Below are 14,385 nucleotides of genomic sequence, written 5' to 3'. Positions count from 1 at the left end.
GCCACCAGCGCCATGCTGCGGCACATCTCGAGGCTCACGAGCATTTCCGCGGCGCGGTGGCGCAGCGCCTGGTTCTCGCCGATCAGGCGGCCGAACTGGCGGCGCGTCTTCAGGTAGTCGACGGAAAGCCGGTAGGCCGACTCCATGAGGCCGACGGCATCGGCGCAGACCGCGGCGGTGCCGGCGGCCAGGGTTCCCTTGAGCGCGCGCAGCGCGGTGGCGGCATCGTGCGGATCGTGCAGCGGCAGCGCGGTGGCGGATTCGAAGCGCAGTTCGCCGGCCGGGGTGTCGTCGACCAGGCGATGGGCGCGGCACTGCACGCCCGGGCCCTCGACATCGACCAGGAACAGGGCGAGGCCCTGCGCATCGTCCGGCGCGCCGGCCATGCGCGCGCTCACCACGACATGGTGAGCGGCCGTGGCATGCAGCACGTTGCATTTCGCACCGTCGAGCCGCCAGCGCTCGCCATCGCGGCGCGCAACGGTCTCGATCCACAGCGGGGCCTGGTGCCCGGCCGCTTCGTCGTGGGCCCAGGCCAGGCGGACTTCGCCGCTGGCCACGCCGGGCAGCAACCGCGCCTGCAGGGCGTCGTCGCCCGCGAGCCGCAGCGCGGTCGCGCCGAGCACGATCGAGGCGAGGAAGGGCTCGAGCGACAGCGCGCGGCCTAGCTCCTGCATCACCGGCAGCAGGTCGATGGCACCGCCGCCGAAGCCGCCATGGGCCTGCGGCAAGGGCAGGGCGGTCAGGCCCAGCTCGGCCAACTGCCGCCACACCGCTTCGCTCCAGCCCGCGGGCGTGGCCGCGATCGCGCGGCGCTGCTCGAAACCATAGACATCACCGAGCAGGCGCGAGAGGCTGGCCTGCAGCGCCTGCTGCTCTTCATTGAGTTCGAAGTTCATGCGGGCCTATCCCAGGATCGTCTTGGAAAGAATGTCCTTCTGGACCTCGCTCGTGCCGCCGTAGATGCTGGCGGCGCGGCTGTAGAAGTAGCGCATCGCCAGCGGCCCGCCCCAGTGCTCCGCGCCGGGCCCGTCGTGCGCGCGGCGCTCCATCGCCGCGGGGCCGGCAATGCGCTGCAGCAGCTGCGCGATCTCCTGCTGCAGCTCGGTGCCCTTGAGCTTGAGCACCGAGGCGAAGCCCGGGTTCTTCTGCGCCGTGTCGCTCGACAGCAGGAAGCGCCAGTTCGTGACCTCGAGCGCGCGGATCTCGGCGTCGAGCACGGCCATCTCGGCGCGCAGCCTCGGGCTGTCGAGCAGCGGCCGGCCGGCCTGCGTGAGGCGGCCCGCCAGCTCGCGCGCATAGTCCAGCCGTTCGCGGCACAGGCCCACGTTGGCGATGCCGGTGCGCTCGTTCATCAGCAGGTACTTGGCGCAGTCCCAGCCGCGGCCTTCCTCGCCGACGAGGTTGTCGACCGGCACGCGCACCGCGTCGAAGAAGACCTCGTTGAGATGGTGCTGGCCGTCGATCGAGGTGATCGGGCGGATCGTGATGCCGGGGCTGCGCAGGTCGATCAACAGGAAGGAGATGCCGTGCTGCTTGCTGCCCGTGCCGTCGGTGCGCACCAGCGCGAACACCCAGTCGGCCAGGTGCGCGGTGGTGGTCCAGATCTTCTGGCCGTCGACGACGTAGTGTTCGCCCTCCCGCTTGGCCGAAGTGCGCAGCGAGGCCAGGTCCGAGCCCGAGCCCGGCTCGGAGAAGCCCTGGCAGAACCAGAGGTCGAGGTTCGCGAGCTTGGGCATGAAGAAGCGCTTCTGCGCCTCGGTGCCGAACTTCAGCAGCACCGGCCCGAGCATGCCCACGTTGAACACCTGCGGCAGCGGCGCGGGCGCGCGGAACAGCTCGTCGAGCAGGATCAGCCGCTCGGCCTGGCCGAGCTCGGCGCCGCCGTACTCACGCGGCCAGTGCGGCGCCGCCCAGCCTTTCTCATTGAGGATGCGCTGCCAGGTGACGGTGTCCTGCTTGCGCGGCGGATGGCCCAGGCGCAGGCGTTCGCGGATGTCGGCGGGAAGCCGGTCCTTGATGAATCGACGGACCTCGTTGCGGAAAGTGGTTTGATCGGGGGGCGTGTCTAGATCCATCGGGCGAAGCAGCGGTGGCTGAGAGTGGGCTCGGGCCATCATATGCCGGACTTCTTATTGGATCAACCATTGCGCTTCAGGTTGATATCCTTGTGACGCCCGATCCGGAAAATCTATCCAATGAGTGTTATGTAAAATCAATGATTCTGTTGTTGCGTGTGCTTCTGGCCCGTTTGGCCGTGAAGCTCAGCAATCAGTCCCGAGACGGAAATGCTTCGTCGATCTGCCGTGAACGCGCGACTTCATCGGCGTGCAGGTAGATCGACGTGGTCTGCAGGGAGGCGTGCCGCAGGTTGTCGCGAACGATGGTGAGCTCGGCCCCCCGCGCCAGCGCGTGAGTCGCGTGCGTGTGACGCATCCAGTGCGGACTGGCGAGGCGGAGCTTTTCGGCGAGCGCAGGGTTGTCCTTCCCCACCATTTCACCCGTGAGCAGGAAGAATCGGCGCAGGATGCTCCAGAGCCTGGCCGAGGTGATCCCCTCGGTGCTATCGAGATCGATGCTGCCGATCAACGGCAAGGTCGGATTCCAGCGCGCAAGGGTGGTTGGAATGCTGCGCTGGAGCAGATAGCGATCGAGTGCCGCCCGGGCCAGCGAGGGCAAGGCCACCTTGGCCGTCTTTGCGCCCTTGCCCACGAGATGCAGCCAGTGGTCGCCGCGGCTGTCGATCTCGATCTGGCCGAGCTTCGCGCCGACCAGTTCGCTCACGCGCAGTCCCGTCGCATAGGCGAAATCGAGGACGAAACGCAGCCTTTGCGCGGCGGGAAGCGTCCACCCTCTCCCCCACTCCAGTCCGTCGGCGATCGTGCGGATGAGCCCCCACTCCCCCTCGCTGAAGAAGCGAGCGGCGGCCAGGGGCCGAGCCGGTGCGCCGCCTCGAACCTTGATGCCGGCGAAAGGGTTGGCCAGGGTGTAGCGCTGCTGCATGAGCCAGCGGAACATGGCGCCGACGACCGACAGCGCGTAGGCGGTGGAGCGCGCGGACAGGTCTCCCGCGAACGGTCTCCAATCACTCGCGCCGCGCGGGCGCGCAGGGCCGACCCAGCGACCGCGGGGTGACGGACGGCGCAAGAAGGCCCGATAGGCGAGCGCATCCTCGGTGGTCAACGAAGAAAGGGCCCGTCCCCTCTCAAGGATCGACCAGAGGATGAGCCGCTCCGCTTCCTTGCGATAGGCGCGTTGTGTCGCAGGCGATTCCTGAAGAGCCAGCCAGGTCTGGATGGCCTGGTAGTCGTTGCTTGCCCCGAGTGCGCAGGTGGCCGGCGGCGCGCGAAAGGTGCCGCGGGATCCGTCGACATCGTTCGGGACATGAAGCCGTTCCCACGGCACCACGTCATTCGGCGCGTCGGAAACGACGAGCGCGCGTGCGCGCTCCGTCAGTTCGGGATGCGCCGTGAAGAGATCCTCGACCTGGCGCGCACCCGCGGCTCCGAGTCCCGGGACCGCGACCCACCAACGCCGCCGGCGCGGCACTCGCACGGTGAGCTCCGCGAGCGTGCGGATGCCATGGCCGTGCAATGCCTTCGCGATGCGTGGCGGCAACCAGGCTCCGACCTCGTCCGTCACCAAGGGCGCGCGCGGTGGCAGCTTGCGCAGGATTTCGATGGCATTGCGCACCGCTTCTGCCCGTGCCACGCGCTCCGTGGCGGGATGCGTGAGCAGCGCGGCGATGTCGTCACGACGACGTGTTTCGGCGAGCGCGACCAGTTGGCGCCGAATGGCGCCCAGGACCGCGCGGGAGGACTGTCCGTCGATGCTCGCGTGCCCGAGGTACTGAACCACGCTGGCACGTGCACTCATGCCCGCATACCAGGCGCGCAATGCCGCCAAGGCGGCCTGGCCAGGGAAGCCCTCCTCGCCTCGGTCACGAGGCCTTGCGGCTGCTTCGGAGGTGGGTGGGCTACTTTTCATGGGGAGAGATTCTCTCCCCAATCAATCTGTTGTGATAAGAAGAGTTATCGAAGTAGCACGGCTTCAACAATGGGGCCGGCGCCTGCCATCCGATCGACCTGAAGTGCCTGTGTCCTGGCCCAAAGTTGCTCGGCGCGTCCAGCGTCGAGTGCATAGGACCTGACACCGTCGGCAAACGGATTGGGGGAGTCATTCACTGGAGCGACGGCACAGTCCTCGAGATAGCGGCCTCCTATCTCGTCCGCGTCGGCCACGACTGCCGCCCAGACCGAAGTCGCCGCTGCCTGTCCGACATCTTTCAGTTGCCCTGGGGGAAGACCTGCTTCGGCACGCGCCTTGCCCACGGTTTCGAACAGGCCTTGCAATTGCTCCGCCGAGAAGTTGCGCGGCAGTTCGGTCAGGCTGTTGCCCGGCATCACCGCCGCCGCCCGGACGCCACGGCCGCGATGGCGCCTATCGAATTCCAGCGCAAACAGGGTCTCCGCCGTCTTCGATCGACCGTACGCGACGAACGGGTCGTAGGGCTGTTCCGAGAAGTTCGGATCGTCGAGGTCCACATCGGCAACGCGGTGCGCTTGGGACGACAGCATGACCAGGCGACCGTTGTCGACGAGAAGCGGTTCGATCCGATGGATCAGAACGAAGTGACCCAGGTAGTTGGTCGCGAACTGGGTCTCGAAGCCGTCGTTCGTCAGACCGAAGGGCGTGGCCATCACGCCGGCGTTGGCGATGATGGCGTCGAACGGACGACCGTCGGCGAGCAGTCTGTCGGCGCTGGCGCGCACGCTTCGCAGGGATGCGAGATCGAGTTCGCCCAGCTCGAAGCTGCCTCCGGCCTGCGCCGCCGCATCGCGCACCGATGCCGTTGCCGCCCGAGCCTTGGCCAGGTCCCTGACCAGTCCCACAACGCTGGCGCCACGCGAGACGAGCGCACGCGCGGTTTCGACACCGATCCCCGCCGATGTTCCCGTGACGAGGAAGCGCTTGCCCTTCAGATCGGCACCCGCCAGCACGTCTTGGGCGGTCGATTTCGCATCAAATTTCTTGCTCATGTCTGGTCCTTGCACGTTGTTCAGTTCGAATTTCATTGGCAGAGCCGCTGAAGCTCAGACGGCCAGGCCGCCGGCCACGTCGATCACGCTGCCCGTCATGTAGGCGCCGTTCGGTCCGACCAGGAAGCAGACCAGGGCCGCCACTTCCTCGAGCGTCGCGATGCGGCGTATCGGATGCAGATTCAGAAGCGCCTCCGGCACTCCGTCGCCGAGGACCTCGGTCGCCATGTCGGTCGGCATGACGCCCGGCTGCACGACGTTGGCGGTGATGTTGCGACTGCCGAGGTCGCGCGCCACGCCCTTCGCGTAGCCGACCAGGGCCGCCTTGCTTCCCGCGTAGTCGGCTGCTCCGGCGAACGGAACATGGGTGCCCAGCAGGGAGCCGATGAAGACGATGCGCCCGCCATCGGAAAGCACCGGTGCCGCCGCGCGCGTGGTGGCCACCGTTCCCATCACGTTGACCTGCCACTGCCGGTCGAGGTTGACCGTGTCGAGTGCGGGATCGTCGACGGTCTTGCCTTGCACGGCGATGCCGGCGTTGTTGACGAGGATGTCGATCCGGCCGAAGTGCGACAGCACCTGGTCGACCATGGACTTCGCCGCGGTCGTGTCGGCCTGGTCGCTTTGGATGGCCAGGGCCCGAACGCCCTTGGCTTTCAATTTCTCCACCACCGCATTCGCTTTTTCGGCAGAAGCGACATAAGTGATCGCGATATCGGCACCAAGGTCGGCCAACGCTTCCGCGGTCGCGGCGCCCAGCCCCCGCGAACCGCCGGTGATGAGGGCAAGCTTGCCCTTCAAGAATTGCTGCATGACATGCTCTTTCGAAGACAACCGCGCGCCGTGTCCCGGGCATCAGGAATTCATAACGATCGGTATCGTAACGAACGATATGGAAATGGACGAGGAGCGTCAAGCGGTTTAATATCGATCGTTACGAAAAAACCAAGGTGGTGCGACTCATGGGACGTCAGCGCGAATTCGATGTGGAGCAGGCACTGGACGCCGCACTGACCATGTTCTGGCGCAAGGGCTACGAGGGCACCTCGTACACCGATCTGACGCAAGCCATTGGCGTCGAACGCCCGGCGCTCTATTCGGCGTTCGGCAACAAGGAGGCGTTGTTCCGGCAGGCGCTGGAGCGCTACTACGCCCACTACCTGGCGTTCTTCCCCGCCGCGCTCGAGTTGCCGACCTCGCGCGAGGTTGCCGCGCACATCCTCTACAACACGGCGGAACTGAACACCCGCGACCCCGAACGCGCGGGTTGCCTGGCGATACACGGCGTGCTGGCCGGGTCGGACGACGCGGAGCCGGTGCGTCGAGCACTGGTCGAGGCCCGTGCCGCAGCTCAGACGACGTTGCAGGAGCGCTTCGAGCGCGCCAAGCGCGAGGGTGACCTGCCCTCCGATGCGAAGTGCGATGCGCTGGCGGCCTATGTCTGCGCCGTGTGCCACGGCATGGCGGTGCAGGCCAAGGCGGGCTTCAGCCGCGACGTGCTGGAGGCCGTCGCCGATCAAGCGCTTGCCACCTGGCCAGGCAGCGGCCGGTCCTCGGGCAGATAGCCGCAGGGGTGACGGCGAATCCTCGCTGGGCGCCAGCCGCCAGATCGTCGGCGTGGTGCACGGTCCGGCCCGCAAGGGTAGGTGCCGATTTCCGGGCTATAATCGAAGGCTTCGCGGCTGTAGCTCAGCTGGATAGAGTACTTGGCTACGAACCAAGGGGTCGTGGGTTCGATTCCTGCCAGCCGCACCAGAATTTCGGTTCTAGATCTACGGGTTAGACGCTCAGGCGTCTAGCCCGTTTTTCTTTGTGCGCGACCTTCGCGATTACTTGGCGAACAGCATCTCGATGTTCGCGAACGCCTTGATCTCGATCGCGTTGCCCGAGGGATCGAGGAAGAACATCGTCGCCTGCTCGCCCGCTTCGCCCTTGAAGCGGATGTAGGGTTCGATGATGAACCGGATGCCGGCCGCCTTCAGCCGGTCCGCCATCGCGTCCCAATCGGCGCGCGGAAGCACGATGCCCATGTGGCGCACCGGAACGCCCTTGCCGTCGACATCGTTCTTCTGCGCGACTCCGGCCTCTTCGGGCGAGAGATGGGCCACGATCTGGTGGCCGTAGAAATTGAAGTCGATCCAGTCCGGAGAGCTGCGGCCCTCGGGGCAGCCGAGGGTCTCGCCATAGAACCGGCGCGCGAGCGCGAGGTCATGCACGGGAAACGCGACATGGAACGGCGACAGCATCGCGGGGTTGGTGCGGGGGGCAAGCATCGGGGGGCCTCGGTGTGGTTGTACAGGCCCGAACGATAGGCATGCCGATGCAATAAAAAAAGCAATTAATATTGCGGTTTTAGACAAATAATTTTTGTATGAAGCCGAGAGGCCCGGGCCCGCCCCCGGCGCTCGAGAACAGCAGATCGCTTCCATGATCCGAGAACTGAAGACCCTTCTGGCGGTCGCGAGCGAGGGCACCTTCTCGGCCGCCGGCGACAAGATCGGACTCACCCAGTCGGCCATCAGCGCCCAGATGCAGCGCCTCGAAGCCGAGGTGGGCCACGACCTCTTCGACCGCGCCGGCCGTACCGCCCGTCTCAACGATCGCGGGCACCAGATGGTCGGCCAGGCCGAGCAGCTCATCCGCATGTATTCGGACCTGTGCGCCGGCAAGCTCGGAACGCCGACCTCGTTCCGGTTCAGCATCGGCTCGATCGCTTCGGCGCAATCGCACCTGCTGCCCGCGGCGATCGCGCGCTTCCATCGGCAGTTTCCGGAGGTCCGGACCCGGCTGGTGCCGGGCCTCTCGATGGACCTGGCCCAGCTCGTCGATGCCGGCGAACTCGAGATGGCGATCGTCATCCGGCCGCCCTTCTCCCTGCACAGCGACCTGCGATGGACCACGCTGGCGCAGGAGCCTTTCCGGCTCATCGTCCCGAGGGATGCGCCGGACATCGGCTGGCGGGAGCTGCTCATGACGCTCCCCTTCATCCGCTACGACCGCGCATCGCTGGCCGGCCGGCAGGTGGACCGGTTCCTGCGGCGCGAACATATGGCCGTGAGTGACGTCTGCGAGGCGGACGAACTCGAGGCGCTGATCCGCCTGGTCGCGCTCGGCCTGGGCGCGTCGCTGGTTCCGCAGACGATGCGCAACCGCCGCTGGCCCGCGGCGGTCCGCGTCATCGACCTCGAGGAAGACACCTTCCATCGGGACATCGGCCTGGTTCATCGCAGCAAGCGCAACATGAACGAAGCCTCGCGCGCGCTCGCGCACCTGATCACCGATGCCTATGGCGCGGTGCCGCCCGAGGCTTGAACGCGAGGGCATCGGCGCCTGCATGCCCTCCCGCGTCGATCACGCCACCGCTGCGCGTGCGAGTGCCGCATCCTGATCGGGTGTTCCGCCTGAAACCCCCAGCGCACCGATCAGCACACCGTCGCCATCGAACAGCGGCAAGCCGCCGCCCATCAGCAGCAGACCGCCCGCGTGGATGTGGTCGAAGTGCGGCGCCGGTACCCCCACCTGCAGCGGCGCATTCAGCGCTTCGCTCGGCATCCTGAACATCACGGAGGCGCGGGCCTTGGCGATGGCCAGTTCGCTCGAGGCGAGCCACGCATCGTCCATGCGCGAGAAGGTGACGAGGTTCGCACCGCGGTCGAGGACCGCGAACACCGCGTTCACGCCGGCCTCTTGTGCCGCCTGCCGGCCCCGGGCCACCACGCGGTGGGCATGGTCGATGGCGATGTCAGGCATTCTGCGACCACTCCGTCGCCTGCCACTGCCTGGCGGCATCGATCGTCGCCAGCGGACGCATCGTGCGATAGAGGTGCTCGTCGGCGGGAATGATCTCGACCATGGCGTCGATCATTTCCTGCGGATCGGCCTGATCGAGCAGGCTCCCGCTGAAGTCGGGCATCGGCACGACCGCCTTGTCGGCGTCGTACCACTGCACGAAGCTCTCGGCCCCGGTGTCGTTGAAGCCGGTGCCGAAGACGCCGGGGTTGACGGTCGCGACCTTGATGCCGAAGGGCGCGAGCTCCGCTTTCATCGATCCGGCAATGGCTTCGATCGCGTGCTTGGTCGCGCAGTAGATGCCGAGGAAAGGCACCACCAGGATGCCGCCCATCGACGAGGTCCACACCACCTTGCCCGAGCGGCGCGCCACCATCCTGGGCAGGATGGCCTGCACCAGTTGCAGATGGCCGAACACGTTGATGTCGAACGACTCGCGCACGCGCTGCATCGGGATGTCGGCGATCGAGCCGCCCTCCATGACGCCGGCGTTGAGCACCAGCACGTCGGGATCGAAGGAGCCCGCGTGCGCGATGTCGATGCCGTCGAGCAGGTTGAGCTTGATCACCTCCATCTCGACCCCGGCGGCGGCGGCATCCGCGCGCAGGCCGCGGACCTGCGGCCAGGTTTCGGCGGCGGCCACCACCTGGTGGCCTTGCCGGGCCAGTTCGATGGCCGAGCCGCGGCCGAAGCCCGAGCTCGCACCCGTGATCAAGATCTTCTGGGACATGGTTCGAATACCTTTCGTGTGACTGTGCGAGCCAGTCTAGGAAGGCCATACCATTCGGACAATCCCACCAACGCTTGTTGCTCCGATGAATCCCGTTCATCAATTCAAGGGCTGCGATCTGTTCGCCCTGAATGTCTTTCTTTCGGTCGCGACGCATCGCAGCTTTCGTGCCGCGGGCCGGGAGCTGGACATCACGGCATCGGCCGTCAGCCACTCCATCAAGACGCTCGAGCAGCGCCTGGCCGTGAGACTGCTGAACCGGACCACGCGCAGCATGTCCTTGACCGATGCCGGGGAGCGGCTGGCGGTCAAGCTGCGGCCCAGCTTGTCGTCGCTCACGCAGGCCTTGCAGGAGGTCGACGAGTTCCAGCACACACCGAGCGGCACGATACGCATCAATTCCAGCGAAGGCGCGGTTCGCCTGGTGCTGCGGCCCCTGCTCGCGCGCTTCGTGCGCACCTATCCGCAGGTCCATCTCGACATCGTCTGCGACGGGAGGCTCGGCGACGTCGTGGCCGACGGCTTCGACGCGGGCATTCGTCTGTTCGAAGCCGTGCCGCAGGACATGATTTCGGTGCGCGTGGGCGGGCCGGTGCGTTTTGCCGCCGTGGCCTCGCCCAGCTACCTGGCGGCGCGCGGTCGGCCTGCCGTGCCGCAGGACCTGCACCAGCACGACTGCATCCGGTTCCGTTTCGAGAGCGGTGCCCTCTATCGCTGGGAGTTCGCCCGCCATGGCGTCGAGGAGAGCATCGACGTCAAGGGGCCGATCACCCTCACCGACCAGCCGCTGATGGTCGATGCCGCGATCGAGGGCATCGGCATCGCCTTCGTGCCCGATCACCTCGCCCTGGAGGCATTGCGCGACGGCAGGCTCGAACGCGTGCTGGATGAATGGTGTCCCGCCTATCCGGGCCTGTGTCTCTACTATCCCGGACACCGCCACGTCTCCGGTGCCTTGCGTGCACTGATCGACATGGTGCGCGACGGGGCCTCGTGAGGACGCTTCCTCGCTCGGGAATTTCGCGAGAGCGCACCAGGCATCGCAACCGGCCGCGTTCGAACCCTCTTGAGTTGCCCCGCAACGTCCCGACCTGCAGGGTCTACGGCGCGCGCGTTGCGCCCCCGCGATCGTTGTCGTAGCCTGCACTTCCCGTGGACCTGCACTCGTTTCACCCCTCCGTCGCCCGCTGGTTCCTGCGAACCTTCCCCGGCCCCACCTCGGCCCAGGCCCAGGCGTGGCCGGCGATCCGTGCCGGGCGCGACACGCTGGTGGCCGCGCCCACCGGCTCGGGCAAGACGCTCACGGCCTTCCTCGCGGCGCTCGACGACCTGGTGCGCCGCGGCCTCGATCCCGCCGGCCTGCCCGACGAGACCGCCGTCGTCTACGTCTCGCCGCTGAAGGCGCTGTCCAACGACATCCGCCTGAACCTCGATGCGCCGCTCGCGGGCATTCGCGCCGAGCTGGCGGCGCTGGGGCTGCCCGAGGTCGACATCCGCACCGCCGTGCGCACCGGCGACACGCCGCAACGCGAGCGCCAGCAGAGCCTGCGCCGACCGCCGCACGTGCTGGTGACCACGCCCGAGTCGCTCTACGTGCTGCTGGGCTCCGCCTCGGGCCGCAAGATGCTGTCGACGGTGCGCAGCGTGATCGTCGACGAGATCCACGCCATCGCCGCGAGCAAGCGCGGCAGCCACCTGGCGCTGTCGCTGGAGCGCTTGCAGGAGCTCTGCACGGCGCAAGGTGGCGCGCGGCCGGTGCGCATCGGCCTGTCGGCCACGCAGAAGCCCATCGACGAGGTGGCGCGCTTCCTGGTCGGCGCGGGCGCGCTGCGCGCCGACGGCACGGCCGATTGCGAGATCGTCGACATCGGCTATGCCAAGCAGCGCGACCTCGCGCTCGAGCTGCCGCCCACGCCGCTCGAGGCCGTGATGTCGGGCGACCAGTGGACGCAGGTCTATGCGCGCGTGGCCGAACTCGTGTGGCTGCACAAGACCACGCTGGTGTTCGTCAACACGCGCCGCATGGCCGAGCGCGCGGCGCGGCACCTGGGCGACATCCTCGGCAAGGAGGCGGTGGCCGCGCACCACGGCAGCCTGTCGAAGGAAACGCGGCTGGCCGCCGAGCAGCGCCTCAAGCGCGGCGAGCTCAAGGTGCTCGTCGCCACCGCCTCGCTCGAGCTGGGCCTGGACATCGGCGACGTCGACCTCGTGTGCCAGCTCGGCTCGCCGCGCGCCATCGCCACCTTCCTGCAGCGCGCGGGACGTTCGGGCCATGCGGTGGGCGGCGTGCCGAAGGCGCGGCTGTTCGCGCAGTCGCGCGACGAGCTGGTCGAATGCGCCGCCCTGCTCGACTGCATCCGACGCGGCGAGCTCGACGCGCTGCGCGTGCTGCCGGCGCCGCTGGACGTGCTGGCGCAGCAGATCGTGGCCGAGACCGCCTGCCGCGAATGGAACGAGGACCAGCTGTTCGCCCTCGTGCGCCGCGCCTGGCCTTATGCGCAGCTGTCGCAGGCGCGCTTCATGGAGGTGGTGCGCATGATGTCCGAAGGCTTCGCCACGCGGCAGGGCCAGCGCGCGGGCTATGTGCACCGCGATGCCGTGCACCACCTGCTGCGCGAACGCAAGGGCGCGCGCATGACCGCGCTGACCTCCGGCGGCACCATCCCCGAGACCGGCGACTACACGGTCGTGCTGGAACCGCAGGCCGACAAGATCGGCACCGTCAACGAGGACTTCGCGGTCGAGAGCCTCGCGGGCGACGTGTTCCAGCTGGGCAACACCAGCTACCGCATCCTCAAGATCGAGCCGGGCCGCGTGCGGGTGGAAGACGCGCAGGGCGCGGCGCCCAACATTCCGTTCTGGCTCGGCGAGGCGCCGGGGCGCAGCGACGAGCTGTCGTTCGGCGTGTCGCGGCTGCGCGAGGAAGTCGCGCAGGCGCTCGCCTCGGGCGGCCACGACGCGGCCATGGCGCTGCTGACGCAGACCATCGGCCTCGACGACGAGGCCGCGCGCCAGATCGTCGCGCATCTCGCACAGGCGCGCGCCGTGCTCGGCGATCTGCCCACGCAGCACACGCTCGTGATGGAGCGCTTCTTCGATGCCTCGGGCGGCATGCAGCTGGTGATCCACGCGCCCTTCGGCAGCCGGCTCAACCGCGCCTGGGGCCTGGCGTTGCGCAAGCGCTTCTGCCGCACCTTCAACTTCGAGCTGCAGGCCGCGGCGACCGAGGACGCGATCGTGCTGTCGCTGTCGACCAGCCACAGCTTCCCGCTCGACGAGGTGGCGCGCTACCTGCACTCGGCCTCGGCGCTGCATGTGCTGGTGCAGGCGCTGCTCGACGCGCCCCTGTTCGGCGTGCGCTGGCGCTGGAACGCCACCACCGCGCTCGCGCTGCCGCGCTTCACCGGCGGGCGCAAGGTGGCGCCGCAGCTGCAGCGCATGCGTTCCGAGGACCTGCTCGCGGCCGTCTTTCCCGACCAGGTCGCGTGCGCGGAGAACATCGTCGGCGAGCGCGAGATCCCCGAGCATCCGCTGGTCGCGCAGACGCTCGACGACTGCCTGCACGACGCGATGGACGCCGACGGCTGGCTCGCGCTGTTGCGGCGCATGGAGGCCGGCGAGGTGCGCGTGCTGGCGCGCGACCTGCCTGCCCCCTCGCCGCTCGCGCTGGAAGCCCTGAACGCGCGGCCCTATGCCTTCCTCGACGATGCACCGCTCGAGGAGCGCCGCACGCAGGCCGTGCAGAACCGGCGCTACACCGATCCGCAGAGCGCCGACGACGTCGGCCAGCTCGACGCCCAGGCCATCGCGAGCGTGCGCGAGGAGGCCTGGCCGCAGCCGCGCAGTGCCGACGAGATGCACGAGGCACTCGGCATGCTCGGCGCCCTCAACGACGACGAGGTGGCGCAGCAGGCGGACTGGAAGAAATGGCTGACGGCACTCGCCAAGGCCGGCCGCGCGACGCGCCTGATCTTCGAAGGCAAGGGCCGTGCTGCACGCGGCCTGTGGGTGACGGCCGAGCGGCTCGGCCTGCTGCGCGCCGTGGCGCCCGATGCGCCGATGCAGCCCGCCATCGTCGCGCCGGACGACGCCGAGCAGCCCGCCGACCGCGACACCGCGCTGCGCGAACTGCTGCGCTCGCGCCTGGGCGGGCTCGGCCCCGTGACCGTCGCGCAGCTCGCTGCGCCGCTCTTCCTGTCGGCCGCGGAGGTCGAAGGCGCCCTGCTCGCGCTGCAGGCCGAAGGCAGCGTGCTGCAGGGCCGCTTCACGCCCGGCGGCACCGAGCCCGAATGGTGCGAGCGCCATCTGCTGGCACGCATCCACCGCTACACGCTCGGACGCCTGCGCCGCGAGATCGAACCGGTCGAGCCGCGCGACTTCGTGCGCTTCCTCTTCGAATGGCAGCACATCGGCGCGGGCTCGCGCGTGAGTGGTCCGGAAGCGCTGTCGGGCATCCTCTCGCAGCTCGAAGGCTACGAGGCGCCCGCGCCGCTGTGGGAGGCCGAGCTGCTGCCCGCGCGCGTGAGCGACTACGCGGGCGCCTGGCTCGACGACCTGTGCACCGCCGGGCGCGTGCTGTGGACGCGGCTGCGCCCGACGGCCACCGAGGGGCGCAAGGGCGCGGGCAGCCTGTCGTTGCGCGCCACGCCGGTGGTGCTGTTGCCGCGCCGCAGTTCGGCGTTGTGGACCACGCTCGCGCCCGCACCTGCCGACGACGACAACCTGGGCTCGCGCGCTTCACGCGTCGCCACGCACCTGGCCCAGCACGGCGCCTGCTTCTTCGACGAGATCGCGCACGGCACGCGGCTGCTGCCGGTCGAGATCGAG

12 protein-coding genes and 1 tRNA gene are annotated in these 14,385 nt (G+C 68.3%); 5 read left to right on the top strand and 8 right to left on the bottom strand.

The window, feature by feature from the left end; genetic code table 11:
• The 5 genes from AC27VN_RS15610 to AC27VN_RS15590 form a co-directional block, all read right to left on the bottom strand.
• Positions 1-899: acyl-CoA dehydrogenase family protein (locus AC27VN_RS15610; protein WP_490877103.1), on the bottom strand; the 899-nt coding region annotated here is incomplete at its 3' end.
• A 6-nt stretch (positions 900-905) separates the two neighbouring features.
• Positions 906-2,078 (bottom strand): acyl-CoA dehydrogenase family protein, encoded by a 1,173-nt coding sequence (locus AC27VN_RS15605; RefSeq protein ID WP_490877102.1) that lies wholly within the window; start codon positions 2,076-2,078, stop codon positions 906-908.
• 193 nt (positions 2,079-2,271) lie between these two features.
• Positions 2,272-3,987, bottom strand: coding sequence for a site-specific integrase (locus tag AC27VN_RS15600; RefSeq protein ID WP_490877101.1), 1,716 nt, complete (start codon positions 3,985-3,987; stop codon positions 2,272-2,274).
• A 44-nt stretch (positions 3,988-4,031) separates the two neighbouring features.
• A complete protein-coding gene (locus AC27VN_RS15595) occupies positions 4,032-5,039 on the bottom strand; it encodes an SDR family NAD(P)-dependent oxidoreductase (RefSeq protein WP_490877104.1) in 1,008 nt (335 codons plus the stop codon).
• 54 nt (positions 5,040-5,093) lie between these two features.
• Entirely contained in the window at positions 5,094-5,852 is a 759-nt protein-coding gene (locus AC27VN_RS15590) for an SDR family NAD(P)-dependent oxidoreductase (RefSeq protein WP_490877100.1), read from the bottom strand.
• Positions 5,853-6,001: 149 nt separating this feature from the next.
• On the opposite strand from AC27VN_RS15590, the gene AC27VN_RS15585 reads away from it, so the two are divergent.
• Positions 6,002-6,604, top strand: a complete 603-nt coding sequence (locus AC27VN_RS15585; RefSeq protein ID WP_490877099.1) for a TetR/AcrR family transcriptional regulator — start codon at positions 6,002-6,004, stop codon at positions 6,602-6,604.
• Between the two features lie 113 nt (positions 6,605-6,717).
• Positions 6,718-6,794 (top strand) — tRNA-Arg (locus AC27VN_RS15580).
• 74 nt (positions 6,795-6,868) lie between these two features.
• Here AC27VN_RS15580 and AC27VN_RS15575 read toward each other — a convergent pair.
• Complete coding sequence (locus AC27VN_RS15575) at positions 6,869-7,312, bottom strand: VOC family protein (protein ID WP_490877098.1); 444 nt, start codon at positions 7,310-7,312, stop codon at positions 6,869-6,871.
• Between the two features lie 154 nt (positions 7,313-7,466).
• Here AC27VN_RS15575 and AC27VN_RS15570 point away from each other — a divergent pair, with 154 nt between their 5' ends.
• Positions 7,467-8,351 carry a LysR family transcriptional regulator gene (locus AC27VN_RS15570; protein ID WP_490877097.1) on the top strand — a complete coding sequence of 295 codons (885 nt, stop codon included), beginning with the start codon at positions 7,467-7,469 and terminating at the stop codon, positions 8,349-8,351.
• A gap of 39 nt (positions 8,352-8,390) precedes the next feature.
• Here the strand turns inward: AC27VN_RS15570 and AC27VN_RS15565 are convergent, their stop codons facing one another.
• The gene (locus tag AC27VN_RS15565) at positions 8,391-8,789 is read right to left on the bottom strand and encodes a GlcG/HbpS family heme-binding protein (protein WP_431514115.1); all 399 of its coding nucleotides are present in this window, start codon (positions 8,787-8,789) and stop codon (positions 8,391-8,393) included.
• The gene (locus tag AC27VN_RS15560; RefSeq protein WP_093349521.1) at positions 8,782-9,558 is read right to left on the bottom strand and encodes an SDR family oxidoreductase; all 777 of its coding nucleotides are present in this window, start codon (positions 9,556-9,558) and stop codon (positions 8,782-8,784) included. Before AC27VN_RS15560 ends, AC27VN_RS15565 begins: the two co-directional genes overlap by 8 nt.
• Before the next feature lie 85 nt (positions 9,559-9,643).
• On the opposite strand from AC27VN_RS15560, the gene AC27VN_RS15555 reads away from it, so the two are divergent.
• Together AC27VN_RS15555 and AC27VN_RS15550 are read left to right on the top strand one after the other, a co-directional pair.
• Positions 9,644-10,555, top strand: a complete 912-nt coding sequence (locus AC27VN_RS15555; RefSeq protein WP_490877096.1) for a LysR family transcriptional regulator — start codon at positions 9,644-9,646, stop codon at positions 10,553-10,555.
• Positions 10,556-10,710: 155 nt separating this feature from the next.
• A partial coding sequence (locus AC27VN_RS15550; RefSeq protein ID WP_490877095.1) for a DEAD/DEAH box helicase occupies positions 10,711-14,385 on the top strand: 3,675 nt, incomplete at its 3' end.

The sequence above is a fragment of the Variovorax sp. 20P10.2.4 genome, from assembly GCF_058244205.1.
This window is presented reverse-complemented; position numbering and strand designations above follow the sequence as displayed.

Coding starts and splice junctions, on each gene's coding strand:
- AC27VN_RS15605 (WP_490877102.1), bottom strand. CDS start 2,078: ATGGATCTAGACACGCCCCCCGATCAAACCACTTTCCGCAACGAGGTC.
- AC27VN_RS15600 (WP_490877101.1), bottom strand. CDS start 3,987: ATGAAAAGTAGCCCACCCACCTCCGAAGCAGCCGCAAGGCCTCGTGAC.
- AC27VN_RS15595 (WP_490877104.1), bottom strand. CDS start 5,039: ATGAGCAAGAAATTTGATGCGAAATCGACCGCCCAAGACGTGCTGGCG.
- AC27VN_RS15590 (WP_490877100.1), bottom strand. CDS start 5,852: ATGCAGCAATTCTTGAAGGGCAAGCTTGCCCTCATCACCGGCGGTTCG.
- AC27VN_RS15585 (WP_490877099.1), top strand. CDS start 6,002: ATGGGACGTCAGCGCGAATTCGATGTGGAGCAGGCACTGGACGCCGCA.
- AC27VN_RS15575 (WP_490877098.1), bottom strand. CDS start 7,312: ATGCTTGCCCCCCGCACCAACCCCGCGATGCTGTCGCCGTTCCATGTC.
- AC27VN_RS15570 (WP_490877097.1), top strand. CDS start 7,467: ATGATCCGAGAACTGAAGACCCTTCTGGCGGTCGCGAGCGAGGGCACC.
- AC27VN_RS15565 (WP_431514115.1), bottom strand. CDS start 8,789: ATGCCTGACATCGCCATCGACCATGCCCACCGCGTGGTGGCCCGGGGC.
- AC27VN_RS15560 (WP_093349521.1), bottom strand. CDS start 9,558: ATGTCCCAGAAGATCTTGATCACGGGTGCGAGCTCGGGCTTCGGCCGC.
- AC27VN_RS15555 (WP_490877096.1), top strand. CDS start 9,644: ATGAATCCCGTTCATCAATTCAAGGGCTGCGATCTGTTCGCCCTGAAT.